The organism is Hoyosella levis (genome assembly GCF_026008515.1).
Classification (GTDB): Bacteria; Actinomycetota; Actinomycetes; order Mycobacteriales; family Mycobacteriaceae; genus Lolliginicoccus; species Lolliginicoccus levis.
The window spans coordinates 47,767-73,030 of the sequence record NZ_BQYM01000013.1; the positions used below are offsets into that span (position 1 = coordinate 47,767).

The window sequence follows — 25,264 nt, forward strand, 5'->3', positions numbered from 1 at the left end:
ATTGCCGCCAGGAGGTGCTCATCGCGCTCCCCTGCTCGGATTATCGAGCCCCGGCGGGGGCGACTCCGGGGATATGGGCGGCCCGCACGTAGATCTGCTCCCCTCGCTCGAGGCCGAGATCGTCGGCATCACCGCGGGTGATCTGGGCAGAGAGTCGGGGATCATCATTGAGCGGCACGAGTTCCACCCGCACCTCGAACCCGAGCCGGACGATGCGATCAACGGTCGCCTCGATGGCACCGGGATGGAAAGTCCGGTCGAGGTGAAGGTCGTGGGGACGGACGAGAGCGCCGTTGATCGTGGCCACGGGGCCGAGGAAGGACATGACGAAGTCGTTCGCGGGCCGCTCGTAGAGATCGTCGGGCGTGCCAACCTGCTCGATGTTGCCGCGATTCATCACCGCGATGCGGTCGGCGACATCGAGTGCTTCCTCCTGGTCGTGGGTGACAAGAACGGTGGTGACGTGAACCTCGTCGTGCAGCCGGCGGAGCCATTCACGAAGATCGGCCCGCACCTTGGCGTCGAGCGCCCCGAAGGGCTCGTCGAGCAGCAGCACCTTGGGGTCGACCGCGAGCGCCCGGGCGAGGGCCATGCGCTGCCGCTGCCCGCCGGACAGCTGGGACGGGTAGCGGCGCTGGAAGCCGTCGAGCCCCACGATGCGCAGCAGCTCGTCGACACGATCGTTGATCTCGTTCTTGGGGCGGCGGCGGATGCGTAGCCCGAAGGCGATATTGTCCCGCACGGTCATGTGCTTGAACGCCGCGTAGTGCTGGAACACGAACCCGATGCCTCGCTTCTGCGGCGGCACCCCGGTGACGTCCTCCCCACCGATGGTGATGATGCCCGAGTCGGGGCTCTCGAGCCCGGCGATGGACCGCAGCAGGGTGGACTTGCCGGAACCGGACGGGCCGAGCAGCGCGGTGAGGCTGCCCGACGGGATGTCGAGGTTGACGCCGTCGAGCGCGACGAAGTCCCCGTAGTTCTTGCGGACGTCGGTCACGGTGATCATGGTGTGCTCCGCTTGCGGTCGAGTAGGGTCATGAGCAGCAACGTCAGGATCGCGATGCCCATTAGCAGGGTAGCGGCGCTGTAGGCGCCGAACGTGTTGTGATCGTCGATGTAGCGGGCGTGAACGAGCAGCGTGAGGGTCTGCGAGACCCCCGCGAACCCGGACGAGACCATGAGGACGGCACCGAACTCGCCAAGGGCGCGAGCCACGGTCAGCACAACGCCATAGGTGAGCCCCCAGCGGATCGCCGGCAGGGTGATCAAGCGGAATGTCTGCCAGTTGTTGGCCCCGAGGGTGGACGCCGCCTGCTCCTGCTCCTCACCGATCTCGCGCAGCACCGGCTCGACCTCCCGCACGACGAATGGCAGCGTCACGAAGATCGTGGCGAGCACCATGCCGGGCAGCCCGAAGATGACGCGGATGCCGGTGAGCTCCATGAGGCTGCCGAACCAGCCGCCGACGCCCCATAGGGTGATGAGCGCGACGCCCACCACCACGGGCGAGACCGCGAACGGAATATCCACCACGGCCTCAAGGATCCGGCGTCCGGGAAACCTGCCCCGCACGAGGGCCAGAGCGGTAACGATGCCGAAGACAACGTTGAGCGGCACGACGATAGCGACGATCAGCAGCGAGAGGTTCAGCGCGGATATCGCAGCGGGGGTGCTGATGGCCTCCCAGAACGCGATGAAGCCGCTCTCGAAGGATCGGTACAGGATCATGCCGATCGGGATGAGCAGCAGCAGCGCGAGATAGGCCAGCGAGACGAAGCGCAGCAGGTAGCGGGCATTCTTGCTGAGGATCATGTGTCCTGCTCCTCCCGCCGGGTAGCGCGGTTGGCGAGGACGCGCAGCGCGAGCAGCGTGACGAACGCGATAGCGAGCAGCACCACGGAGGTCGCGGCCGCGTCGCTGGGCCGGTCCATCTCGAGGAGCTGCTGGATGTACTGGGAGGTCACCTGCGTCTCGCCGCGGATATTTCCTCCGATGAGGATGATCGAGCCGAACTCGCCGATCGCGCGGGCGAAGGCTAGCCCTGCGCCACCGAGGATCGCGGGGGCGAGCACGGGCAGCACGACTTTCCACAGGATCGTCAGGTTGCCCGCGCCGAGCGAGGCCGCCGCTTGCTCGACATCCCGGTCGAGCTCCATCAGCACGGGCTGCACCGACCGCACCACGAACGGCAGCGTGACGAACGCGAGCGCCACCACGAGGCCGGCTTTGGTGGCGTTGAGGTGCACGTTGATCGGGCTGCCCGGGCCGTACAGGGACAGCAGCACGATGCTCGCCACGATAGTGGGCAGCGCGAACGGCAGGTCGATGATGCCATTGACGAATCGCTTGCCGGGGAATTCATCGCGCACCAGCACCCAGGCGATCATCGTGCCGAACACGACGTTGAGCAGAGCGACCGCGATCGAGACGAGAACGGTGATGCGCAACGAGGCGAGCGCGCCGGGCGCGGTGATGGCGTCCCAGAAGCCTCCGATGCCCCCGGCCAGCGCGGTGGCGGCGAGCGCGGCGAGCGGCAGCAGCACGATGATGCTGAGCCACAGGACAGCCATGCCGACGCCAAGCGAGCCAAAGCTCGGTGATCGGCGCCGGGCCCGCGCCGGGACGGATGTCGTAGTCATGCTGCTACCTCAATGCCTCGTAGTAGATGACGGAGATGAAGCCCTTTTCGGGATCGAACAAGGTGGCGTTGACCTCGTCCCAGCCACCGAGTTCATCGACGGTCCACAATTGCTCGGGCTCGGGGAACTCCTCGTCGAACTCCGCGAGGACTCCCGGTATCACCGGCCGATACCCGGCCTCGGCCCAGGCGCGCTGGCCCGCCGCGGTGTACTGGAACTCGAGGAAGTCCTCGGCGAGCGGGCGGGTGGCTGAGCCGGGCCGGTCCACGATCGCCATGGGATTGTCGATGCGCAGCGTGCGGGGCGGGATCACGTGCTCGAGCGGATCTCCATTGCGCTCAAGGAAGATCGCCTCGTTCTCGTAGGTGATCAGCACGTCGCCGCGGCCCTGCAGGAACGCCTCGGTGGCCTCGCGCGCCGAGCCTGGCTGGATGGTGATGTGATCGTTGACGAGGCGCTCGACGAACTCGAGGCCCGCCTCCGGATCCTCGCCCCCCTTGCTCGCCACCGCGTAGGGCGCGAGCAGGTTCCACTTCGCCGACCCGGAGCTGAACGGGTTCGGGGTGATGACCTCGATGCCGGGGCGCAGCAGATCATCCCACTCCGTGATGCCCAGCGGATTGCCCTCGCGCACGACCAGCGTCACCACTGACCCGAAGGGCACCCCGCCATGCTCGCCGTCGTTCCAGTCCTCGCGCACGAGCCCCTCGGAAACGAGCCGCTCCACATCGGGCGCAGTGGAGAAAGCCACGACATCCGCGGGGGCGCCGAAGGTGACCTTGCGGGACTGGTCGGCGGAGGCGCCGAAGGACTGGAGGAAAGAGATGCCCTCGCCCTCGGGGGTCTCCGCGAACGCCGGGATGACCTCGTCGAAGCCAGGCTTGGCTACAGCGTAGGCGAATAGCGCCAGCGTGCCACGGCTGCCGTCGCCACCGATAGTGGCCTTCCCGGGGATGTCGCTGGGCCCGCCCGCGCAGCCTGCCAGCATGAGGGCGGCCGCGGCGGCCAGAGCAGAGATCCGCCTCCCCCAGTATCCACGCGGCTGAGGTCGCATTGGTGAACTAGCCTTCCCGTCTCGACTGACATGACACTGAGCGATTCACATCGGCGGCGTGCAGCCACGATCATTCCGAGGATGTGAACAGCCGCCATGATTCGGGGGCGGCACCCGGCCAGCTCCTGTGCACGCAAGGCGTGACGAGCAAGGCTTGGCTCAGCGACAACACATGATGTCGGCGACAGCAGGAAAACCGACAGCAATGAGCGCCAACTGATGGCGTACTACATATTGCTCGGCTGCTTCCACGGCGCCAATCCTAACAGGGGCAGCCGCAAGCGGGAAAACGCGCAGCCACCGCCCCTGCTCGCGCTCGCGGCTCAGAGCATCGAGATCCCCCACGCGATGAGCACCAGCACGAGCAGGGCCACCAGCGCCAGCGATACACGGGACCTCGGCATCAGTGCTCTCCATTCCTAGCCGTCGTTCCATCATTGCCCCGCTGCGATGCCTGTTCGCCGCCCCATCGCCTGGCGCGCTTCAGCACGTTGTAGTACACGGCGCTGCCGACAGCATCGAGCCAGCGAGCGAGGAGGAAGCACAGTGGCACCACGATCAGGGCAACGATGGTGACCTGCGGCAGGAACGACAAGCCAGTGATCCACAGCTCGGCACCATCCCACCAGCGGGCCACCATATCCACGCCCCCACTCTAGCGGGCGCGGTGCGGGAGCAACCCGGTGGACCGCTCCGAAGGATCACGCTCGGGCAGGCCGCCAGCTCCCGGCTCCCCGGCGCCAGCTCGAGGCCGCCGCGGAACCGCCGGATGCCGAATGCGCGCGAGCGCCCGCTTGCCGGGCCACAATAAGGCCATGGCGACACCCCCTCAGGAGACCTCCCCGGAGGCGACCCCCACCGACCGCCGCGACCGAGGCGCTGCCGATCCCGGGCTGCCCGCACCGCCGCGCGCCCACCACAGCGGATTCCCGCCGATCGGAGACTACGGCTTCCTCTCCGACTGCGAGACCACCTGCCTCATCGCGCCCAATGGGTCGGTCGAGTGGATGTGCGTGCCCCGTCCCGACTCGCCATCCGTGTTCGCCGCCATCCTTGATCGCAGCGCCGGGCACTTCCGCATCGGTCCCTACGGCCAGTCCGTGCCCGCCGCGCGCCGCTATCTGCCAGGCGGGCTGATCCTCGAGACGACCTGGCAGACCGAGACCGGCTGGCTGACCGTCCGTGATGCCCTCGTCATGGGCCCCTGGCACAACACCGAGGAACGGTCCCGCACCCACCGCCGCACGCCTACCGACTGGGATGCCGAGCACATGCTGCTCCGCACCGTCAAGTGTGTCAGTGGCACGGTGGAGCTCGAGCTGAGCTGCGAGCCCGCTTTCGACTACCACCGCAAGTCCGCGGCCTGGGACTACTCCGGCAAGGTGTACGAGCAGGCCACTGCGTACTGCATCGAGTCTCCTGACGGCGAGCCGCAGCTGACCCTCACCACGAACCTGCGACTGGGCCTCGAGGGCAGGGAGGCCCGCGCCCGCACCAGGTTGAGCGAGGGCGACCGCGTGTACGTGGCGCTCTCCTGGGGCGACCTCGCCGCGCCCCAGTCCTACGACGCGGCCGCGGAGAAGATGTGGCAGACGGCCGAGTGCTGGCGGCAGTGGAACACTATTGGCCGGTTCCCCGACCACCCCTGGCGCAGCTACCTGCAACGCAGCGCGCTCACGCTCAAGGGGCTGACCTATGCGCCCACTGGGGCGCTTCTCGCCGCCGCCACTACCTCGCTTCCCGAGACCCCCGGCGGCGAGCGCAACTGGGACTACCGGTACGCCTGGATCCGCGACTCCACGTTCGCCCTATGGGGCCTCTACACGCTCGGCCTCGACCGGGAAGCGAACGACTTCTTCGCCTTCATCTCTGATATGGGCAGGGACGAGAACGGCGAGCCAGTGCCCCTGCAGGTGATGTACGGCGTGGGCGGCGAGAAGACCCTCACCGAGGCCGAGCTCGGCCACCTGACGGGCTACGAGGGAGCCCAGCCCGTCCGCATCGGCAATGGCGCGTTCGACCAGAAGCAGCACGATATCTGGGGCATCATCCTCGACTCGGTCTACCTGCACGTGCGGTCGCGCAACCAGGTTCCCGAATCGCTATGGCCCCTGCTCAAGCGGCAGGTCGAGGAAGCCATCGACAACTGGCGCGAGCCCGACCGCGGCATCTGGGAGGTCCGCGGCGCCCCGCAGCACTTCACCTCCTCGAAGGTCATGTGCTGGGTCGCGCTCGACCGTGGCGCCAAGCTCGCCGCGATGCACGGCGAGGATGACTACGCCACGCGCTGGTCGGTCATCGCCACCGAGATCAAGGAGGACATCCTCGCGCACGGCGTCGACGATCGCGGCGTGTTCACCCAGCGCTACGGCGACCCCGCGCTCGACGCGTCTCTGCTGCTCGTGCCCCTGATGCGGTTCCTGCCCGCCGACGACTACCGGGTGCGCAACACTGTGCTCGCGATCGCTGATGAGCTCACCGAGGAAGGACTTGTCCTCCGCTACCGCGTGCACGAGACCGACGACGGGCTCAGCGGCGACGAGGGCGCCTTCACGATCTGCTCGTTCTGGCTCGTCTCTGCCCTGGTGGAGATCGGCGAGGTGCAGCGCGCGAAGCACCTGCTCGAGCGGCTCCTTGGTTTCGCGAGCCCGCTCGAGCTCTACGCCGAGGAGATCGATCCGCGCACCGGGCGGCACCTCGGCAACTTCCCGCAGGCCTTCACGCACCTCGCGCTGATCAATGCCGTCGTGCATGTCATCCGCGCCGAGGAGGATCAGGAGGCTGGGGCGTTCAGCCCCGCCCACCCGCACCAGTAGCGCGGGGCTCGGCGCACGGGCTGGGCCCGGTCCGGGCTGGGTACGGGCGGCTCCTGCCGGATTTGCTAGTCATTGTCACGTTCCCAGCCTCGTGTCGCGGCGTGGCGGAGCACATTAGCTAGCAGATCTCGGGGAGCACGTGGGATCGGAGCCGCGCCAGCGGCCGCCCGGACGACAGATCCCGCTCTGCCACCACCCTCTTCGGGCGGGGGGGCAGAGCGGGATCGTCGTCGCAATGGAGCGCAGCCTCCGCATGGCGGGCCGCCTCGGTTGTCCTACTTCTCGAGCTCGGTATCCTTCAAGTCCTCCTCGCGGGCGACAACGGCTTCCTTGCCGCCCCGCGAGGTGAGCCGCTTGAGCGGCTTGCGAAGCGACTGCGCGGGGCTAAGCATCCAGTCGGCGTTGTCGAGCACGTTGTCGAGCCGGCTCAGCGACTCGTTGAGCGAATCGAGCGACGTATTCAGGGTGTTGAGGCTGCCGTCGAGCTTGCCAAGGGTGCTGTCGAGCTTCTCGAGGACGAGGAGCAGGCGGTCAGTGATGATGTCGAGCCGGCCGAGGGTCTCGTCGAGGTTGAGCACCGCGTTGGTGAGCTGCTTGATCTTGCGGCCCGGGCCCCAGCCCTTGGTCGTCTCCGGGGGTGAAACAGTCATTGGTTCTCCTTAGCTAGCACGCCGACCCTGGTCGCGGGACCCGCCGTGGGGCGGATCCGCATGCCTGAATCCTAGGGCACTGCGACCCGATCGGCGCGGGCGAGCCAACGTCGTGCCGGTCACATACCGCAAAACCGACTCAGTAGTTTCTCCGCGTCACTTCCGATGCCCGAGACCACATCTGCCACAGGCCTGGAGGCGTTCACGAGCCCCGCGGCCTGCCCCGCATACACCACGCCCGCGTCCGGATCGTCCGGTTCGTACGCCGCCGCGATCTGGTCCTCCTCCGCTCCTGCGCCATGGAAGCGATCGCTGAAATCGTTGCGGATCGCGCGGCCGAACCAGCGCGGCGACCACGGCTGGTGCCGTGCCTTGTCGAACACATCGGTATACACGGTGTCCGTGCTTCCTGCCTCGAGCAGCCGGTCCACCGCGTAGCGCGGGCCGATCGCCTCCGGGCTGCCGAGCAGCACCGTGCCGATGAGGACGCCCTCGCCTCCCGCGGCGAGAACCGCGGCAAGCCCGCGCCCCGTCGCGATGCCACCGGCGGCGAGCACTGGCAGCCTCGTCGATTCCAGCACCTCCTGGAGCAGCGGAAGCGTCGCGATGCGCCCAGTGTGCCCACCAGCCTCCGCGCCCTGCGCCACCACCGCGTCCACGCCAGCGGCTTCGGCCATGCGCAGGTCCTCGATCGTGTTGACCTGCGCGATCGCGAGCGCACCAGCCTCGTGCACGCGCGGCACGTACGGCGCTGGGTCACCGAACGACAAGGACACCAGCGCGGGCCGCTCCGCGAGAGCCGCGTCGAGCAGCGCGTCATCATCGTCGAGCGCCCACGTCATCAGGCCCACGCCGAACGGTCCGCCGATATCCCGCGCCACAGCGGCTTCCGTGGCGATCCATTCCGGCGTGGTGTAGCGGGCAGCGCCAAGCATGCCGATGCCTCCCGCGCGACTCACCTCACCCGCCAGCTTGCCGCCCGCGCGACCTCCCATGGGCGCGCCCACGATCGGATAGGTGATATCAAGCTCCCGCGTCAACCATGTCGTCAGCACACCTTCTGATTACCACAGCGCCACGCTGGTGCCTACCTGTTCGTGATGGGAGAGTGGCCGTGCTCCGCGGCGAGCGACTGGCAGACGTCGTGCACGCTCCCCACATCATGCAGATAGTTGCTTGCCAAGCGGCGCGCTAGCCGCTCCATCTGCTCATCGAGCATCCGTGCCGCGCAGCGGACCTCCGGCGCGGCCGAGGACCGGCCCGCGTCGACGAGCCGCGGCACGAACGACAGAGTCGCCGCGAGCGATTCATCCGGCTCCTCCTCGCGAAAGAAGTAGATCTCTCCGTATTGACCGAGATCCATCTCGACCGAGGCCAGCGCCTCGGTAACCGAGACCAGCCACTGGGCAGCGATGCTCGACCTCCCGGTAGCGACGACATCCTCCGCTCCGGTGGTAGCCATCAACGCGAGCTGGCGGGCAACCGCGCGGCGCCGGCCCAGAGCCGGATACACCTGGAGTACCCAGGTGACCGCGGCCGTGAACAGCCAGAATCCCACCAGTGCCTGCAGCGGAACGAGGAGGCGCAAGGCTGGGAGCGTGGGCGTGATGTCGCCGAAGCCCAGCGTCGTGACAGTCACCAGCGAGAGATACAGCGCGGCCACGGGATCCGAGGAGCTCGCGGGCTGCAACGAGGAGCTGAACGCGAAGCCCCCGGGCATGTGTGGCAGGTAGACAAGAGCGCACCCGAGGACGAGCGTGACGGTCCACATGATCATCGTCGCAGCGAGCCCGAGCGGACCCACGGCCGCCAGCGCGCGCCCATTGCCGCCCACCTTGCCCGCCGCTCGCCACAGGAGCACGAACAGGCCGCGGCACAGGGTGCCCAGTCCCTTGGGATGCCAGAGGGTGGTGTAGATGTCGCGAATGCCAAGGCAGACCAAGAGCACACCACAAGCGCTGACCAGCCAATTCACGAGAGTGCTCACGTGGCCCCCTCTGATCCAGCCACGCACCGCACAGATGTCATCGCTCCTCCGCCTTTCGCTCGCATCCAGGGTGCGTACCCTGCTCAGGCCCGGATAATCCGGCTCGCGACAAAGCCCGGGCGCCGGTACGATCCCGTCATATGGCTCAGCACTCCGCGAACGCCAGGGACGATCCGCCGCTTAGCCTGCCCATAGGCCGCGAACTGATCGTGATCAACAACCGGTACGAGACGCTCTCGATCATCAATGACGTCCTGATCGCCATCTTCTTCACGGTCGGCAGCATCTTTTTCTTCTTCGAGTCCACGCAGACCCTCGGCACCTGGTTCTTCCTGATCGGGTCGCTGGAGTTCCTCGCCCGACCCATGATCCGCCTGCGACGACGCATCCACCTCAGCCGCATCGGCGTCAGCACTGGCACCGAAGGCAGCGACTACGACTACTGATCCCCCGTTCCCGGGCTACCGGTCCCTGCCCGGCCGTGCTTATCGCGCGAGGCGGACGCCCCCGCGCGGGCCGTTGACTTCCGGTACAGCGCTCTGCCCGGCGCTCCTGTTAGACCAAAGACAACGGTGCTGCAGACAAGCACCAGGGAGCCTGCCGCCAGGATCGTCGCGCTGGCTCCTCCGCGCGCGGCCTCGAGGGTGAGGTAGAACAGGGCCGCGACCCCCACCGGGCCGAACCATCCGAGGTAGAGGGCATCTGCCACCGGCAGGCGCAATGCCCGCGCCAGAACCAGCAGGGGGGGAACCCGGCGCAGCAGCAGGATAGCCACCACGAGCACCAGCCCGTTCCAGCCCAGCGCGCCCCATTCCGTCCAGGGCAGCGCGGCACCGAGCACGAGGAACAGCGGCAGCACCGCGAAGCGGTTGATCGCCTCGTCGATGGGGGCCTCCGAGGTCCGCTCCCCGCCCGTGGCCACGAGGTTGAACGCGAGCCCAGCGACGAATACCGCGAGCACGCCATCGACATGCGTGATCCCCGAGATGCCCAGCGTGCCGAGCGCCAGCACCACGGTGAAGAACAGCGCGGGCGCGCTAGCGGTCGCCCCATGCTTGTCCCCCATCCGCATGGCGGCGCCCCCGAGCCCGCCGGCCAGCGCGCCGACGACGATCCCGCCCATCACCTGCCACAGCGACTCCACGAGCGCGGAGGGAACGCTCGAGGTCCCAGCGATGGCGAGCGCCACGAGCACCAGGGGAAGCGCGAGCCCATCATTGGCGCCCGATTCCAGGGAGAGCAAGTGCCGATCGCGGGCGGGAAGGTCCTGCTCGGCGGCCTCGCCCGTGACGACGCTGGATGCCAGCACCGGGTCGGTAGGGCTGATCGCGGCGCCGAGCAGCAATGCCGCGGCGATCGAGATGTCGAGCACCGCCCAGCTGATTGCCGCTGAAGCAATGGCCATGAGCGGCATGACAAGAACGACGAGGAGCAGGACTGGCCGCCAGCGCTCGCGCACGACGCTGAGCGGAAACCGGAGCGCGACCGCCATGACCGAGATGGCGAGGAGCACCCCGCTCGCTTCATGGAGGAAGGCTTGCTCGCTCGTCAACGGCTCGATCGGCAGCACCCCCATCACCGCCGGGCCGAGCAGCACGCCGGCGACAAGAGCGATCAGGGGCTCCGAGAGCGGCAACCGTCGCATTCGCGCCGAGATCGTCGCGACGAGCATCCCGAGGATCCCGACCGTGGCAAGAACGATATCGATGCTCATGCCGCAGGGGTGCCCCGCTTGGTCCGTCCTAATCCGCGAGCAAGCAAACGCGCGCTAGCCTGGCTCCATGCGCGAGTACTGGATCGTTGATGCCTTTGCCTCCCAGGCGTTCTCCGGCAACCCGGCCGCCGTGGTGCCCATCGATAGCGTGCTCGACGAGCACTGGGCCCAGGACGTGGCAGCCGAGTTCAACCTCTCCGAGACCGCGTTCCCGCAGCGCCTCGGCGCGGAGGATTGGGAGCTGCGCTGGTTCACCCCCACAACGGAGGTGGACCTGTGCGGGCATGCGACCCTTGCGACGGCCCACGTCCTTGTTCAGCAGGGCCACCAAGGGCCCATGCGATTCCAGACGCGCAGCGGGCCGCTAGTCGTGGAGCTCGATGGGGAGCAGCTGTGGATGGACTTCCCCGTCGCCGAGCTACGGCCGGTGGAGGCGCATGACAGCCTCTCCGAGGCACTGGGCGCGGTGCCCCGAGGAACGTGGTCCGGCTCTACCGGGGATCTCCTCGTCGAGCTCGATCATGCAGACGCTGTGCTCGGGCTCGATCCGGATATTGCCGCGCTGGCGCGCATCCCGGCGCGCGGCGTGATCGTCACCGCCCCGGCGGAGGGCAGCCACGATTTTGTCTCACGCTTCTTTGCGCCCGCGGTCGGGGTCCCCGAGGACCCGGTGACGGGCAGCGCCCACACAATGCTTGCCCCGTTCTGGAGCGCGCGCACCGGCCAGGATGAGCTCGTTGCCTACCAGGCATCGCGCCGCGGCGGCGAGCTGCGCCTGCGGATGCGCTCTGGCGGGCGCGTGCTCATTGGTGGCTCCGCGGTGACCGTGATGACCGGCACGCTGCACGCCTAGAGCGCGGACAACGGCCGGCACCACGATCGCCGGAACCTACTTCTTCGGCTTGTCGGTCGAGGAGTCGGTCGACAGCGCGGCGACGAAGGCTTCCTGCGGGACCTCGACCCGACCGATGGTCTTCATCCGCTTCTTGCCTTCCTTCTGCTTCTCGAGCAGCTTGCGCTTGCGGCTGATGTCACCGCCATAGCACTTGGCCAGCACGTCCTTGCGGATGGCGCGGATGTTCTCCCGGGCGATGATCTTCGAGCCGATGGCGGCCTGGATGGGCACCTCGAAGTGCTGCCGCGGGATCAGCTCCTTGAGCTTGGTGCACATCTTGTTGCCGTAGGTGTGCGCGGCCTCGCGGTGCACGATCGCGCTGAACGCGTCGACGGCCTCGCCCTGCAGCAGGATATCGACCTTGACGAGCTGCCCCTCCTGCTCGCCGTGCTCCTCGTAGTCCATCGACGCGTAGCCGCGGGTGCGGGACTTCAAGGCGTCGAAGAAGTCGAAGATGATCTCGGCCATCGGCATGCGGTAGCGCATCTCGACGCGCGTCTCCGAGAGATAGTCCATGCCGCCGAGCTCGCCGCGGCGCCCCTGGCACAGCTCCATGACGGTGCCCACGAACTCCGACGGGGTGATGATGGTGCACTTGACCATGGGCTCGTGCACGGAGCTCACCTTGCCGTCGGGCCAGTCCGAGGGGTTGGTGACGGTCAGCTCGGTGCCGTCCTCGATGACTACACGGTAGATGACGTTGGGCGCGGTGGAGATGAGGTCGAGGTTGAACTCGCGCTCGAGCCGGTCGCGAGTGATCTCCATGTGCAGCAGGCCAAGGAACCCGCAGCGGAATCCGAAGCCGAGCGCTACGGACGTCTCGGGCTCATAGGTGAGCGCGGCGTCGTTGAGCTGCAGCTTGTCGAGGGCGTCGCGCAGCACGGGGTAGTCGGAGCCATCAACGGGATACAGGCCCGAGTACACCATGGGCCGAGGGTCCCGGTAGCCGACAAGTGCCTTGGTGGCGCTGTTCCTGGCGGCAGTGACGGTATCGCCGACGCGCGACTGGCGCACGTCCTTCACCCCGGTGATGAGGTAGCCGACCTCGCCGACGCCGAGCCCGTCGCACTTCTTCGGCTCGGGAGAGATGATGCCGACCTCGAGCAGGTCGTGGGTGGCGCCCGTCGACATCATGAGGATCTTCTGCTTGGGGCTGATGCGCCCGTCCACGACGCGCACGTAGGTGACCACGCCGCGGTAGGTGTCGTACACGGAGTCGAAGATCATCGCGCGCGGGGGTGCCTCGTCCTCACCGACCGGCGGCGGGATCTTCTGCACCACGGCATCGAGGAGCTCCTTGACGCCGATGCCGGTCTTGCCGGAGACACGCAGCACGTCCTCGGGCTCGCAATCGATGATGTGCGCGATCTCGTCGGCGTACCGGTCGGGATCCGCCGAGGGCAGGTCGATCTTGTTGAGCACCGGGATGATCTCGAGATCCCGCTCGAGCGCCATGTACAGGTTCGCGAGCGTCTGCGCCTCGATGCCCTGGGCAGCGTCGACGAGCAGGATCGCGCCCTCGCACGCCTCGAGCGCGCGGGAGACCTCATAGGTGAAGTCCACGTGTCCCGGGGTGTCGATCACCTGCAGGACATAGTCCTCCTCGGTGCCGTCATCCAGGGTGATCTGCCAGGGCAGCCGCACGTTCTGCGCCTTGATGGTGATACCACGCTCGCGCTCGATGTCCATCCGATCGAGGTACTGGTCACGCATCAGGCGCTCGTCCACAACGCCGGTGATCTGCAGCATGCGGTCGGCCAGGGTGGACTTGCCGTGGTCGATGTGCGCGATGATGCAGAAGTTCCTGATCCGCGCGGGATCGGTGAACGTCGTGTCCGCGAAGCTAGGCACTCGGCTCCTTAACATGCTGTCGTGTGCGGGTCGGCTCTCGGCTGTCGAGCCTACGTGCTCGATTCTATGGCTTCGGGGGCCTGGATCGATATTCGGTGACCCCCCAAGCAGGCCCGGGGATCACGCATGGCCCGTGGCCGGGCCCCGTTGCGCTTTGCTAACGAGTGGGTTGCGTCCGTGCAGCCCCGCCACGGCCACGGCCCCTGCCCCCTACGGTGGGGGCGCAGAAGCACACCCAGCACCGACACCTCCCGGGATGCCATCGTGACGAACCATCGCCAGCCGCGCGCCCACCACAGCCACCCGCGGCCCCTCGATCGCCGGGGCTTCATGATCGCCGGCTCCAGCGCGGCCCTGGGACTGACAACCCTCGGCATGGCTTCCCTGGGGGGTGCGACCGCCCATGCGCGCACCACCCCGGCGCTGGCCGCGGACGAGCCGTTCGCCGCGATCCCGCTCGGCACGCCGAGCACGCCGCCCCCGGGCGGGGAGTTCGTGGGCATGACCTTCGAGCGCCCCACCACGGCTCCGGCCCGCGTGCGGTTCGCCAGCGGCGGCGCCCTGGGGCGATGGCATGCCCTCCACCCGAGCAGCCATTGCCCGGACTCCGTGCCGCTGGGCATCTCTACCGACCTGCTCCGCATTCCCGACGGCTGCACCGGAATCGAGGTGGCCCACGACGACACGGCCGCCGGAGCGAGCGCGATGACCATCAGTGGCGGCGTGCGGCCGATCGCCAACGCAGGCACCACCACCGATTTCCTCGGCCTGCCGGTGGTGACACGTCCCGGCTGGGGCGCGCAGACCAGCCTTGTGGAGAGTCCCTGGCAGCAGCAGTTCACCCCCGCACAGATGATCACGGTGCACCATTCCGCGTCGGCGCCGTGGTCGACCGGGCCCGCCTCCGTGCGCGCGATCTACCGGTACCACGCATGGATGCTCGGCTGGGGCGATGTCGGCTACCACCTGCTCATCGATCCGGCGGGAGCGGTATACGCGGGGCGCGACACCGGATCGGACGCCTCACCCGTCTTCCAGCCGGGCACCACCAACGTCGTCACCGCCGGGCACTCCTATGCCGTCAACGGTGGCAATATCGGCATCTGCGTGGTCGGTGACTACGAGACGCAGCGCCCCAGCGCCGCTGCCCAGCGCTCCCTCGTCACGGTCCTCGCCGCGCTGTGCCAGCACCTCGGAATGGATGCGGCTGGCCGCCTCACCTACGTCGAGCCAGATTTCGGTTCCCGGCTCGCGGTGCCGACGATCGCCCAGCATCGCGATCTCAACGACACCTCCTGCCCCGGCGATGGCTTCACCGCGATCTTCGGCGCGCTGCGTGCCGTGGTGCCGTCCCGGATGGAATCCCGGCGCGCTGCCAGCGAGAACGTCACGGCGGCCGAACCGCCAGCGGCACAGCCGTTGTCGCCCGTCGAGCCCGCCAACGCCTCGGCCAGCGCAGGGACCGCCGCTGTCGACCTAGTACCGGTCGATGCGACTGCGGGCGGCGCAGCCGCTACGCCAGGCGCGTGATGTCGACAACGACATCGAGGGCCGTGGACTTGCCGCCGATGAAGATGCCCCGCAACGGGGGAACATCGCGGTAGTCGCGCCCCACGCCGATCGCGACGTGCTGCTCGGTGACGTCCATCGCATTGGTCGGGTCGAAGCCCCACCAGCCGCCGGTCCATGCCTCGATCCAGGCGTGGCTCTCCCCCGATACTGTCTCGCCCACCTCGCCATCGGGCTTGGGGTGCAGGTAGCCGGACACATAGCGGCACGGGACACCAATGCCGCGCAGCATCAGCAGGGTCAGGTGCGCGTAGTCCTGGCAGACGCCCTTGCGCTCCTCCCAGGCCTCCACCGCGGAGGTATGCACGCCCGTGGTACCGGGCACGTATGACATCTGCTCGTGCACCCAGCGCGAGATGATCTCGACAGCCTCATCGGGCCGATGGCCCTTGCGCAGGTCCTCGGCGATCGCGGTGAGCTCGTGGTCGCGCGGCACATAGTTGGTGTTGAGCAGCGACTCGTTGAACCAGTCGAGGATCCGGTCAGTGCCCAGGTCCTTCCACGTCACGCGCTCCTCGGGCCGCGTCGAGGGATCGGTCTCGACCACCGACGAGCCCACCACCGCGAGCTCGGTGTGCGGCGCATGCAGATCGAAAGCCGTCACATGGGTGCCCCAGTAATCGGTGTAGCGGTAGGACCGCGTGGCCGGGTTGGTCTCCACCCGGTTGAGGATCACGTTCTGCCGCGGCTCGCTTCGCGGGCTCAGCCGGGCCTCGTTGTACGACCTCGTCACCGACGTCTCATAGGCATAGCCCGTCGTGTGGACGATTCGCATCCGCCAGTTCACAGCTCCGCCTCCACGTGCATCTCGTCCTGCCGCGCATCGGCATCGGTCCACGCCACCCACGGCGCCGAATGGAAGTACTGCAGCGCCACCGCCTCGTTGACGTCGGTGCAGGTATCAAGCAGGGCCAGCAGGCGCGGCTGCAGCTCCTCCAGCAGCATGCCCGGGCGAAGGAACTCCAGCTCGCTGCGGGCGCGGCCCAGCAGGCGCGGCGCCTCCGCGCGTGCCCCGATCCGGCTGCGCGGGCGATTGTCCAGTTCCTCGAGCGCGGTCTCGGCAGTGCGCATCGCGTGGAACACCGAGCGCGGGAACAAGCGATCAAGCAGCAGGAACTCCACTACGCGACCAGCATCGAGCGCGCCGCGGTACGTGCGCAGATAGGTATCGTGCGCGCCCGCGGAGCGCAGCACCGTCACCCACGATGGCGACAGAGTCCGGTCCCCCGCGCGAGAAAGCAGCAGCCGAACGAGCATGTCCACCCGCTCCACCGAGCGGCCGAGCAGCAGGAACCGGTAGCCGTCATCCCGGCTGAGGGTGCTATCCGCGAGACCCGCGAACATCGCGGCCCGCTCCTCCACGTAGCGGAAGAACTCGTGCGGGCCCAGCAGCCGGGCCGCCCGCTCCCGCGATGCCAGCCCATTGACCGTCGTGTTCAGGCACTCCCACATCTCCGTCGACGTCACCTCGCGGGCGCCGCGCGCGTTCTCCCGCGCCCGCGCCAGCGAATCAACGATCGAGCCCGAGTTCTCCCGGCTATAGGCCACCCGCTCCGTGAGCGACCAGACATCGAGCGTCCCGTCCGGAGGCTCCACCCCCAGGACCTTCAGCAAGATCCTCGACGTGCGATCCGGATCCACCGTGGAATCCTCGAGGAGGTGGTGGACCGCCACGTCGAGGATCCGGGCGAGATCATCGGCCCGCTCGACGTACCGGCCGATCCAGTACAGCGATTCCGCGTTGCGCGCAAGCATGATCCCCCACCTCCTATTGCTGCTGCTGTTGCTGTTGTTCCTGCTCAGTGCCAGGATCGGGCCCCACCTCGGAACGATGGGCCGTCGTCGGCTCGGAGACCAGCTCATCGCCCACTAGCTCACGGTCCTCCGCCGCCGAGCGTGTCGTCGCCAGCACCCAGGTGTCCTTGCTGCCGCCGCCCTGGCTGGAGTTGACCACCAGCGAGCTCTCCTTGAGCGCCACCCGTGTCAGGCCGCCCGGGAGCACCACCACATCCTCGCCATCATTGACCGCGAACGGGCGCAGGTCCACGTGCCGCGGCGCGAGCTCGTCACCCACCTTCGTGGGCACTGTCGACAACTGCACCACCGGCTGCGCGATCCAGTCACGAGGATGCGCGCGCACCTGCTGGGAGATGGACTTGAGCTCCGCGGGCGAGGCGTCCGGGCCGAACACGATGCCGTAGCCGCCCGAGCCCTCCACCGGCTTGATCACCAGCTCATCAACCCGGTCGAGGACCTCCTCGAGCTCGTCGGGGATCCAGCAGCGGAACGTATCGACATTCGGCAGGCTTGGCTTCTCATTGAGGTAGTACTCGATGATCGTGGGCACATACGTATAGACGAGCTTGTCATCGCCCACGCCGTTGCCGACCGCGCTGGAGATCACCACATTGCCCGCCCGCGCCGCGTTCAGGACGCCCGGCACGCCCAGCACCGAGTTCGGGCGGAACTGCAACGGATCCAGGAAATCATCGTCGATGCGCCGGTAGATCACATCCACCTGCTGCTCGCCCTCGGTGGTGCGCATGTAGACGACATTGTCGCGGCAGAACAGGTCACGGCCCTCGACCAGCTCCACGCCCATCGTTCGGGCGAGCAAGGAGTGCTCGAAGTACGCCGAGTTCGCCACGCCCGGTGTCAGCACGACCACCGTCGGATCAGCCTCGTTCAACGCCGCCGAGTTCCGCAGCGCCCGCAGCAAGTGCGACGGGTAGTCCCCCACCGCGCGCACCCGATGGCTCGCGAACAGGTCCGGGAACACACGCGTCATCGTCCGCCGGTTCTCCAGCACATACGAGACCCCGGACGGCGAGCGGAGGTTGTCCTCGAGGACCCGGAAGGTGCCCTTCTCATCCTTGATCAGATCGATGCCCGCCACATGGATGCGCACCTCGTTCGGTGGGACGATGCCCATCGCCTCACGATGAAAATGCTGGCATGACGTCACTAGCCTGCGCGGCAGCACACCGTCGCGAAGGATGTTCTGCTCCCCATAGATGTCATCGAGGAACAGCTCCAGCGCCTTCACGCGCTGCTTGATGCCCTTCTCCAGCCGCGTCCACTCCGCGGCCGCGATGACCCGCGGCACCAGGTCGAGCGGGAACGGACGCTCCTGGCCCGACAAGGAGAACGTGATCCCCTGATCGAGGAAGGCGCGGCCGAGCGCATCCGCACGAGCAGCCAGGTCCATTGCCGAGACCGGGGCGAGCGCCGAAAAAATGCCCTTGTAGGCCGAGCGCACATCGCCCTGCTTGTCGAACATCTCGTCATACGCCTTGGCGTAGTGCTCATGCACGGGGCCCGTGCCCGCGTAGCCGCTGAACACGTACTCACCGTGCCCCGCCTCATCGGCTTGCTGCAGCGCATCGAACAACGCGCCATGGGTACGAGGTGACCTTGAACCGGAACTCACTCTCTCCATGCTGCTACAACCGCGCGCTCACAGCACGCAGAACCGCGGGAGATCTCGTTAAAGTCTCGTTTCCCCCGGCGTGGCAGCGCCGGCGCGCCACCAACACTCGCGGCGCCTGGCTTCGTGACGCTCGGGGCGCCCGGCGGTTCCCGGCCCTCTGCCGGCTCAGCCGCGCGGCTCGAGAAGCGCGGCCCCGCCCACGCCGACCATTACGGCGAGCACCGCACCGACCGCCATCGCGCTGCCCGATGGCGGAGCAGCCAGCGAAGCGTCCTCGAGACCACGCTGGCCAGACAGCATCACCAGCGTGCCCGCCGAGATGAACAGGGTGATCGTCCACGAGGTCCCCGCCGTGAATCTCGCCGCCCAGCGCCGGAAGGCCGAGCCCCGCGTCTCGAGCAGCACCGCGAGCACCGCGAGCAGCACGGTGAACAACGCCGGCACCACGTACGACAGCACCGCCGTCGAAGCAGTGCTCAGCGACGTGGGCTGCCCGGTCGTCGGCGACCACTGCGTCACCACGCGATCCGGTAGCGAAGGCAGCCACACCAGCATCACCGCGGTGCTCACGGCGACGATCAGGATCGGAACAGCGATAACCGCGCGATTCCGCAGGACTCCGGTGGCGCGCCGGGGGCCGGTGCCGCTCCCCTTCTCATTCCCGCTGCCGGTGCCGGATTCGCCGCTCGTGCCGGTCTCGCCGCCGGCGCCGTGGGATGGTTGCTCATGGTCGCTCACGCCACCCACCATATCCGCGGCCTACCCACGCGGGGCCCGTCTACGGCGGTTCCGCCCGGCGAGTGCTGTGGACAGTGGTCCCCTCTGTCGAAACCCCGATGCGGCGCCGCTGGTGGAATTGGCCTGTTCCCATCGCCGGTGGTAGTCTTGCCCTTCGGCGCGCACGGTCAGCCAGTGGCTGCTGCGCACGCACTCCCGGCGCAGGCAAAGCTTCGAGCCACCCACACAGTTGGGACGAGCGAAGCGGCCTGCAAAAAGAGTGCCAAGTCATCCATTAGACGAATCTGACCAGAGGTTGTACGCGTGGCCAACATCAAGTCCCAGATGAAGCGGATCGGCACCAACGAGCGTAACCGGCTCCGCAACCAGTCGGTGAGGTCTGCGCTGCGCACTGCCATCCGGAACTTCCGGGAAGCAGTTGCCGCAGGCGACAAGAACACCGCGGAGGAGACCCTCCGTGCGGCTAGCCGCAAGCTCGACAAGGCTGCCACCAAGGGTGTCATCCACCGGAACCAGGCCGCCAACAAGAAGTCGGCCATGGCATCGGCGTTCAACAAGATCGCCTGATCCAAGTCTTTCCCCGAACGACCCAGCCTGCCGAGCGTCCGGTTGAAAACCGCGCTCTCCGGTAGAGCTGGGTCGTTTTGGCGTCTCCGCAACTTGTGTCGGCGTACCTCTCAGCGTGCAAGCCTCTAGCTCACTCAGCGAGGCTCTAGCTCACTCGGCGAGGCTGGAGATCTGCATGATTGCGCGCTCGAGCGCGTAGTCGGCATCGGCCGCGCCGCCCTTCACATCCCCGTTGAGCCGTGCCACCACGCGCAGCGCGACCGCGAGGGTATCGGGCCGCCAGGCGCGCGCCTGCTGCTGGGTCTTCTTGACCTTCCACGGTGGCATGCCCAGCTGGCCCGCTAGCCGTCCAGGGTCTCCCCTTCCTGCTGCGGCAACGCGGGCGATCGAGCGGACCGCCTCGCCGAGCGCATCCGCGAGCAGCACATGCGGCGTTCCGGTGTGGAGCGCCCACCGGACCGCCGCGAGGGCCGCGGCACGATTGCCCGCTACGGCCTTGTCTGCCACGTCGAACCCCGTGACCTCGGCCTTCCCCGCGTAGTAGCGCTGCACTGCCGCGGCCGTCACAGCGCCGCCCGTATCGGCAGCGAGCTGGGAGCATGCGGAAGCGAGCTCGCGCAGGTTGGAGCCGACAGCATCGAGGATCGTGGTGATCACGTCCGGGCTGGCTCGCACGCCATGATCGCGGAGCTCGGTGCGCACGAACTCGACCCGTTCCGATGCGTTGAGCTTGGCGCAGCGGTGGGTCTCCGCGCCGAGCTTCTGCAGTGTTCCCGCTAGCGACTTGGCGCGACCGCCGCCGGTGTGGTGGACGATCAGGGTCACTCCATCTGGCATGTCCCGCGCGGTGCTGGTGATGACCTCGACAGCGTCCTTGCCCGCTTCGTGGGCGTCGTCGAGCGCGACGATGCGGTCCTCCCCGAACAGGGAAGGGCTGAGCATCTCCGCGAGGATGCTGATGCTGGCGTCACCGGCGCGCATTCGGGTGAGCTCCATGCCCGCGGCGTCGGCGCTCGCTGCCCGGGCCGCGGTGATGAGCCGGCGCAGGGAGCGTTCGACGAGGTATTCCTCGTCCCCGAGCAGCAGGTGGAGTGGCACGCTAAGACATTCCCACATCGGTGTGCTCGGCCACAATCCTCAGCCCCTCGGGGGTTGCCCGGACGGTGCTGGTGCCGTGCTGGTCGGTCCGTGCGATCGCTGCGCCCTGGCGGTGCAACTGGTCGAGGATCGTGGCGCGGGGGTGGCCATGCGCATTGCCGGCGCCAACGCCGATGAGCGCGATGCGTGGATTCACGACGTCGAGGAAGCCTGGCTCGGTGGTGTCAGCGCCGTGGTGCGGCACGGTCATGATGTCGGCTCGCAGCATCTCGGCGGGATAGGTGTCGAGCAGCCATCGCTGGGCGGGTTGCTCGGCGTCACCAGTGGCGAGGAGCGTGGGCCCGCCCTCGTGGAGCGTCATGGAGAGGACGAGGGATTGATCGTTGGGATCGGCGTGGAGCGCGCGCTGCGGCTCGGGCCCGAGGATGGTTGCTTGGGCGTTTCCGATCGCGAGGGTGTCACCGGCGGTGACGGTGCGCACGGGCAGGTCGTGGTCCTGAGCGAGGGCGTGCACGTCCGACAGGGCGGGCGCGGGATCGCGGCCCGGTCCGAGAACGATCATGCTGGGGCCGCGCGCGGCAATGGTTTCCAGCCCGTCGATGTGGTCAGCGTGCAGATGGGTGATGAGAACAGCGTCGACGGTGCGGATCCCCAGGCGGTCAAGGCATTCATCGGCAGCTACGGGGTCTGGCCCGGTGTCGATGATGAGTGCGCTGCGGATTCCCGTGGCGACGACGAACATGTCGCCTTGCCCGACATCGCAGGCGGCCACGAGCCAGCCCTGGGGCACGCTTGGGGGTACCGCTACCCGCATGACGATCAAGCAGGCGGGGATCGTTGTCGCCAGCACAAGCACGCAGCGGTATGGGAGTGGCGCGCGCCCCCACCAGGCAAGGCATTCGCGGGCACGCAGTGCTGCCACGCCCAGCAGGGTGAGTGCGAGCACGAGCGCGAACCCGCCCATGCCCTGGGGGACGCTGATGCTGGATCGGGGCAGGCCGGCGCACCAGGTGGCCACGGTGACGATCCAGCCTGTAGGGTGTCCGGCGAGCCAGATCGGGACCGTCGCGAGCGTGGTGGACACGGGCGCGAGCAGCAGGCCGAGGTAGCCGCAGATGATCACCACGGTCACGATCGGCGCCACCAGCAGGTTTGCCAGCACGCCGACCACGCTGAACTGGCCGAACGCCGCGGCGATCAGGGGCGCGGTGACAATCTGGGCGGCAATCGCCACCGCGAGCACCGAAGCAACTCTGCGGGGCATTCCCCGGCGGTGCAGCCCATCCGCGACCGGCGGCGCAAGCATCACAAGCCCTGCGGTGGCGATGACCGACAGCGCGAACCCGATATGGACGGCTAGTTGCGGCAGCGCGATCAGGAGCACGATCACCGCGGTGCAGAGCGCGGGCAGGGCGTGGCGCCGCCGACCAGCAAGGAGGGCCAGCAGCGTGACCGATCCCATGGCGGCGGCACGGAGCACGCTCGGCTCAGGCCGGCACACGATGACCAGGACGAGCAGTGCGAGCGCTGCGGTGATGGCAGCGGCGCGCCGGGAGCCGGTGGCGATCCGGGCCGCGAGCAGCACTGCCCCGCACACGATGGTCACGTGCGTGCCCGATACGACGGTGAGGTGAGTGAGGCTGCTCGTGACGAACGCCTCGCGGAGGTCCGGTGGCATGGTGGAGCGGTCCCCGATGACGATCCCGGGCAGCACCGCGGCGGTCGTCTCATCGAGTGTGGCTGCCACCACCTCGCGGTATCGGTCACGCACATGCCCCGCAGCCTGCCCCCACCAGGGCGTGCTGGCGGTGATGGCGGGGTCACCTCTAGCGAAGATCGTCGCGACTGTGAGGTCGCTCTGGCCGGGCTCGGCAATCGCTCCGGTGAATCGCACGTGGTCCCCCGGGAGGAGTGCCGCCCAGCCATCGGCGCTGCTGGTGCTGGACCGGTCCAGCGCTGGCGCGAATACAGTCACGGTGCCACCCGCGACGGTGGTGCGCTGCCCGGCGCCACCCGCGACGGTGGTGCCCTGCTCGGTGGTGAAGGACTCGAGACGCGCACGGAGCATCCAGGTGGGCCGCGCTGGGCCGTCCAGTGCCCGGGGATCGGTCAGCACGCGGGCGTGAAGGACAACGGGCTCGCCGGAGGCGTGGGCGCGCAGCGGGTGAGTCGCGGCGGCATGCGCGTGAACGGCACCGGCCGCAGCGAGCGCGATCCAGAACAGGCAGGCAGTGGCCACGATGACTCGCAGCCGAGGGGATGCTGGCCTGATCGCTAGCACAACGAGGGCAAGGGTCGCGGCGGCGACCATGCTGGCGATCGCAGCACGTGGTCCGTGGACGAGCGCGAGGGCCGTGGCTGCCCAGGCCGCGACGGCGCAGGGCACGAGACGGACGTCGATGAGCGCTCGGTCAGAACGTGAGGTGGTCACGGAACTGCTCGAGCTTGGCCGGGCCGATCCCCCGGATCTCGCGGAGCTGCTCGATCGAGTGGAATGGACCGTTGGCCTCGCGCCATTGCACGATCGCTTCGGCAGTGACGGGTCCGATACCGGGGAGCGTCTCGAGCTGTTGCGCCGTGGCTGAGTTGGCATTGACAATGCTCGGCGCGGCTTCCCCTGAGCTCGCCTGCTGTTGTGTGGCCGCGCCCAGGATGACGCTCACGACTGGCTTGGTCGCTCCGTCTGCGTGGCGATCCCCGACGATGATGTGATCACCATCGCGCAGGGGCTGTGCCAGGTTGAGCGTGAGCGTATCGGCCCCTGGCAGTGGCCCGCCGGCCTCGCTCAGGGCATCGGCGACCCGCGACCCGGCCTCCACGGTCACCAGCCCCGGCCGGGAGATATGCCCGGCCACGCTGACGATCAGGTGGTCCGGCCGTGCTGCCGGTTCCTCCGTGCTTGGCGCGGCTGTACCAGGCAAGGGCTCCAATCGCTCCAGAGGTTCCGCGGGCTTGTGCGATGACGTGGTGCTGCCATTGCTCGCCGTAGCCGGGCCGGGCACTGGCGTCTCGCTGGGCGCTGCGGAGCGGGTCAGCAGCACAGCAACGATGATGCCGATCAGGCCGGTCGCGATCAGTGCCACGGCGCCCGCGCGCGAGAGGTCGATCCGGGCACGCGTGGGCGGGGCGAGAGGTGTGCTCCACTCGGCGGGCGCGGGGCGGGCCGCGCCAGCAGCGCTGTCCCCATCCGTCGCGGTGGAGCCTGGTTCGTCGATTTCGCTGGGCTCGCTGGATTCGTCAGCAGTAGTGGTCCCGGTGCCAGGCTCGCGCGGCAAGGACATGACGGCGCGGAACCTTTCCCGCGCCGCGTCAGCGTCATAGGGCATGAGGCGACGCTAGGGCAGCCGGTACCTGGATGCTGGTGGTGAGAGCCATCCTGGGGAGAAGCGGAATGGCTGGGGATAACTCCCCGTTGTCAGCTATTCGTGGTAGAGGGAGACGCTGATCGCGCCGGGGCCGAGATGCACGCCGAGCACGGCACCAAGGTCCGCGATGTGGGTGGAATGCACCGTGCCCAGCCGGGTCGTGATGCGATCGAGGACCTGTCGGGCGCGGTCCTCGGCCTCGATGTGCTGGACGGCGATGCGGATATCGCGGTGCGGCTCGGCAGCATCGACCGCGAGGTCGACGAGTCGGTTGAGAGCCTTGGTGGCGGTGCGGGCCTTGTCCCGCACGGCGAGCGCCCCATCGGAGAGATGCAGGACAGGCTTGATGGCGAGCGCGGTACCGAGGATCGCGGAGGCGGCACCGATGCGGCCACCGCGCCGCAGGTTGTCGAGCTGGTTGACATAGACGAAGGATCGCGTGCGGGTGGCGGCGCGGACGGCGGTCTCGTAGACGGCGTCGCGGTCGCATCCGTCCTGCGCGGCGCGGGCAGCCGCGAGGACGATGAAGGCGAGGCTGAAGGCCGCGGCCTGGGAGTCAACGACGCGCACGTGCGGCCCGGACTTCGTGGCGGCCTGGTGGGCGGCTTCCCAGGTCGAGGAGAGCTTGCGGGAAAGGAAGATCCCCACCACGCCGTCGCCGTCGCTGGCGGCCTGGGCAGCCTCGAAGGCGCTGACGAGCTCCTGCGGGGATGCGCCCGCGGTCGAGATGCCACTGCCCCGCCAGGCATCGGAGGGCATTGTATCGACGCCTTCGCGAAGGTCTTCCCCGTGATACAGGATGTGCAGGGGGACGACATGGATGCCATGCCGACGAACGAGGTCGATGGGCAGCGTCGCCGACGAGTCCGTTACTACTGTGACTGCCAT

25 protein-coding genes are annotated in these 25,264 nt (G+C 68.2%); 6 read left to right on the plus strand and 19 right to left on the minus strand.

What is annotated here, in order from left to right; all coding sequences use genetic code 11:
* Positions 1–40 precede the first annotated feature (40 nt).
* The 5 genes from QC765_RS14145 to QC765_RS16500 form a co-directional block, all read right to left on the minus strand.
* Positions 41–1,009 (minus strand): sulfate/molybdate ABC transporter ATP-binding protein, encoded by a 969-nt coding sequence (locus QC765_RS14145; RefSeq protein WP_278315078.1) that lies wholly within the window; start codon positions 1,007–1,009, stop codon positions 41–43.
* Positions 1,006–1,815 (minus strand): sulfate ABC transporter permease subunit CysW, encoded by an 810-nt coding sequence (cysW, locus tag QC765_RS14150; protein ID WP_278315079.1) that lies wholly within the window; start codon positions 1,813–1,815, stop codon positions 1,006–1,008. Before cysW ends, QC765_RS14145 begins: the two co-directional genes overlap by 4 nt.
* Positions 1,812–2,642 carry a sulfate ABC transporter permease subunit CysT gene (gene cysT, locus QC765_RS14155; protein ID WP_278315080.1) on the minus strand — a complete coding sequence of 277 codons (831 nt, stop codon included), beginning with the start codon at positions 2,640–2,642 and terminating at the stop codon, positions 1,812–1,814. The genes cysW and cysT overlap by 4 nt, the downstream gene beginning before the upstream one ends.
* Positions 2,643–2,646: 4 nt before the next feature.
* The gene (locus tag QC765_RS14160) at positions 2,647–3,696 is read right to left on the minus strand and encodes a sulfate ABC transporter substrate-binding protein (RefSeq protein ID WP_278315081.1); all 1,050 of its coding nucleotides are present in this window, start codon (positions 3,694–3,696) and stop codon (positions 2,647–2,649) included.
* A 159-nt stretch (positions 3,697–3,855) separates the two neighbouring features.
* Complete coding sequence (locus tag QC765_RS16500) at positions 3,856–3,948, minus strand: Ms4533A family Cys-rich leader peptide (protein ID WP_372433637.1); 93 nt, start codon at positions 3,946–3,948, stop codon at positions 3,856–3,858.
* Here QC765_RS16500 and QC765_RS14165 point away from each other — a divergent pair.
* Positions 3,916–4,119, plus strand: a complete 204-nt coding sequence (locus QC765_RS14165; protein ID WP_278315082.1) for a hypothetical protein — start codon at positions 3,916–3,918, stop codon at positions 4,117–4,119. The two genes, QC765_RS16500 and QC765_RS14165, sit on opposite strands and share 33 nt — an antisense overlap.
* Here the strand turns inward: QC765_RS14165 and QC765_RS14170 are convergent.
* Positions 4,100–4,336: a hypothetical protein gene (locus tag QC765_RS14170; protein WP_278315137.1), complete on the minus strand. Its 237-nt coding sequence runs from the start codon at positions 4,334–4,336 to the stop codon at positions 4,100–4,102. The two genes, QC765_RS14165 and QC765_RS14170, sit on opposite strands and share 20 nt — an antisense overlap.
* 175 nt (positions 4,337–4,511) lie before the next feature.
* Between QC765_RS14170 and QC765_RS14175 the strand changes: the two genes are divergently transcribed.
* Positions 4,512–6,512 (plus strand): glycoside hydrolase family 15 protein, encoded by a 2,001-nt coding sequence (locus tag QC765_RS14175; RefSeq protein ID WP_278315083.1) that lies wholly within the window; start codon positions 4,512–4,514, stop codon positions 6,510–6,512.
* Between the two features lie 275 nt (positions 6,513–6,787).
* On the opposite strand, the gene QC765_RS14180 is transcribed toward QC765_RS14175, so the two are convergent.
* The 3 genes from QC765_RS14180 to QC765_RS14190 form a co-directional block, all read right to left on the minus strand.
* Complete coding sequence (locus tag QC765_RS14180; protein ID WP_278315084.1) at positions 6,788–7,162, minus strand: hypothetical protein; 375 nt, start codon at positions 7,160–7,162, stop codon at positions 6,788–6,790.
* A 119-nt stretch (positions 7,163–7,281) separates the two neighbouring features.
* Positions 7,282–8,217 (minus strand): NAD(P)H-dependent flavin oxidoreductase, encoded by a 936-nt coding sequence (locus QC765_RS14185; protein ID WP_278315085.1) that lies wholly within the window; start codon positions 8,215–8,217, stop codon positions 7,282–7,284.
* A 32-nt stretch (positions 8,218–8,249) separates the two neighbouring features.
* Complete coding sequence (locus tag QC765_RS14190; RefSeq protein WP_278315086.1) at positions 8,250–9,149, minus strand: potassium channel family protein; 900 nt, start codon at positions 9,147–9,149, stop codon at positions 8,250–8,252.
* Between the two features lie 140 nt (positions 9,150–9,289).
* Between QC765_RS14190 and QC765_RS14195 the strand changes: the two genes are divergently transcribed.
* A complete protein-coding gene (locus tag QC765_RS14195; protein ID WP_278315087.1) occupies positions 9,290–9,595 on the plus strand; it encodes a YrhK family protein in 306 nt (101 codons plus the stop codon).
* On the opposite strand, the gene QC765_RS14200 is transcribed toward QC765_RS14195, so the two are convergent.
* Positions 9,589–10,863 (minus strand): cation:proton antiporter domain-containing protein, encoded by a 1,275-nt coding sequence (locus tag QC765_RS14200; protein WP_278315088.1) that lies wholly within the window; start codon positions 10,861–10,863, stop codon positions 9,589–9,591. The two genes, QC765_RS14195 and QC765_RS14200, sit on opposite strands and share 7 nt — an antisense overlap.
* 67 nt (positions 10,864–10,930) lie before the next feature.
* On the opposite strand from QC765_RS14200, the gene QC765_RS14205 reads away from it, so the two are divergent.
* Complete coding sequence (locus tag QC765_RS14205) at positions 10,931–11,716, plus strand: PhzF family phenazine biosynthesis protein (protein ID WP_278315089.1); 786 nt, start codon at positions 10,931–10,933, stop codon at positions 11,714–11,716.
* A gap of 36 nt (positions 11,717–11,752) precedes the next feature.
* Here QC765_RS14205 and lepA read toward each other — a convergent pair whose 3' ends face one another.
* Positions 11,753–13,624: a translation elongation factor 4 gene (gene lepA / locus QC765_RS14210; RefSeq protein ID WP_278315090.1), complete on the minus strand. Its 1,872-nt coding sequence runs from the start codon at positions 13,622–13,624 to the stop codon at positions 11,753–11,755.
* A gap of 249 nt (positions 13,625–13,873) precedes the next feature.
* On the opposite strand from lepA, the gene QC765_RS14215 reads away from it, so the two are divergent.
* Entirely contained in the window at positions 13,874–15,139 is a 1,266-nt protein-coding gene (locus QC765_RS14215; RefSeq protein WP_278315091.1) for a peptidoglycan recognition protein family protein, read from the plus strand.
* Here QC765_RS14215 and QC765_RS14220 read toward each other — a convergent pair.
* From QC765_RS14220 to QC765_RS14235, 4 genes are all read right to left on the minus strand, one after another.
* On the minus strand, positions 15,123–15,965 hold the full coding sequence (locus tag QC765_RS14220) for a transglutaminase family protein (RefSeq protein WP_278315092.1): 843 nt from the start codon (positions 15,963–15,965) through the stop codon (positions 15,123–15,125). The genes QC765_RS14215 and QC765_RS14220 overlap by 17 nt on opposite strands.
* Complete coding sequence (locus QC765_RS14225; RefSeq protein ID WP_278315093.1) at positions 15,962–16,933, minus strand: alpha-E domain-containing protein; 972 nt, start codon at positions 16,931–16,933, stop codon at positions 15,962–15,964. Before QC765_RS14225 ends, QC765_RS14220 begins: the two co-directional genes overlap by 4 nt.
* 13 nt (positions 16,934–16,946) lie before the next feature.
* The gene (locus QC765_RS14230; RefSeq protein WP_373876766.1) at positions 16,947–18,557 is read right to left on the minus strand and encodes a circularly permuted type 2 ATP-grasp protein; all 1,611 of its coding nucleotides are present in this window, start codon (positions 18,555–18,557) and stop codon (positions 16,947–16,949) included.
* Between the two features lie 216 nt (positions 18,558–18,773).
* Positions 18,774–19,346, minus strand: coding sequence for a hypothetical protein (locus QC765_RS14235; protein ID WP_278315094.1), 573 nt, complete (start codon positions 19,344–19,346; stop codon positions 18,774–18,776).
* Between the two features lie 303 nt (positions 19,347–19,649).
* On the opposite strand from QC765_RS14235, the gene rpsT reads away from it, so the two are divergent.
* On the plus strand, positions 19,650–19,913 hold the full coding sequence (gene rpsT, locus QC765_RS14240; protein WP_278315095.1) for a 30S ribosomal protein S20: 264 nt from the start codon (positions 19,650–19,652) through the stop codon (positions 19,911–19,913).
* Positions 19,914–20,063: 150 nt separating this feature from the next.
* Here the strand turns inward: rpsT and holA are convergent, their stop codons facing one another.
* The 4 genes from holA to QC765_RS14260 all read right to left on the minus strand — a co-directional run bounded on the left by holA (position 20,064) and on the right by QC765_RS14260 (position 25,264).
* Positions 20,064–21,011 carry a DNA polymerase III subunit delta gene (gene holA, locus QC765_RS14245; protein ID WP_373876761.1) on the minus strand — a complete coding sequence of 316 codons (948 nt, stop codon included), beginning with the start codon at positions 21,009–21,011 and terminating at the stop codon, positions 20,064–20,066.
* A 1-nt stretch (position 21,012) separates the two neighbouring features.
* Entirely contained in the window at positions 21,013–23,442 is a 2,430-nt protein-coding gene (locus QC765_RS14250; RefSeq protein WP_278315098.1) for a ComEC/Rec2 family competence protein, read from the minus strand.
* The gene (locus QC765_RS14255; RefSeq protein WP_278315099.1) at positions 23,423–24,337 is read right to left on the minus strand and encodes a ComEA family DNA-binding protein; all 915 of its coding nucleotides are present in this window, start codon (positions 24,335–24,337) and stop codon (positions 23,423–23,425) included. The genes QC765_RS14250 and QC765_RS14255 overlap by 20 nt, the downstream gene beginning before the upstream one ends.
* Positions 24,338–24,430: 93 nt before the next feature.
* On the minus strand, positions 24,431–25,264 hold the full coding sequence (locus QC765_RS14260) for a DegV family protein (protein ID WP_278315100.1): 834 nt from the start codon (positions 25,262–25,264) through the stop codon (positions 24,431–24,433).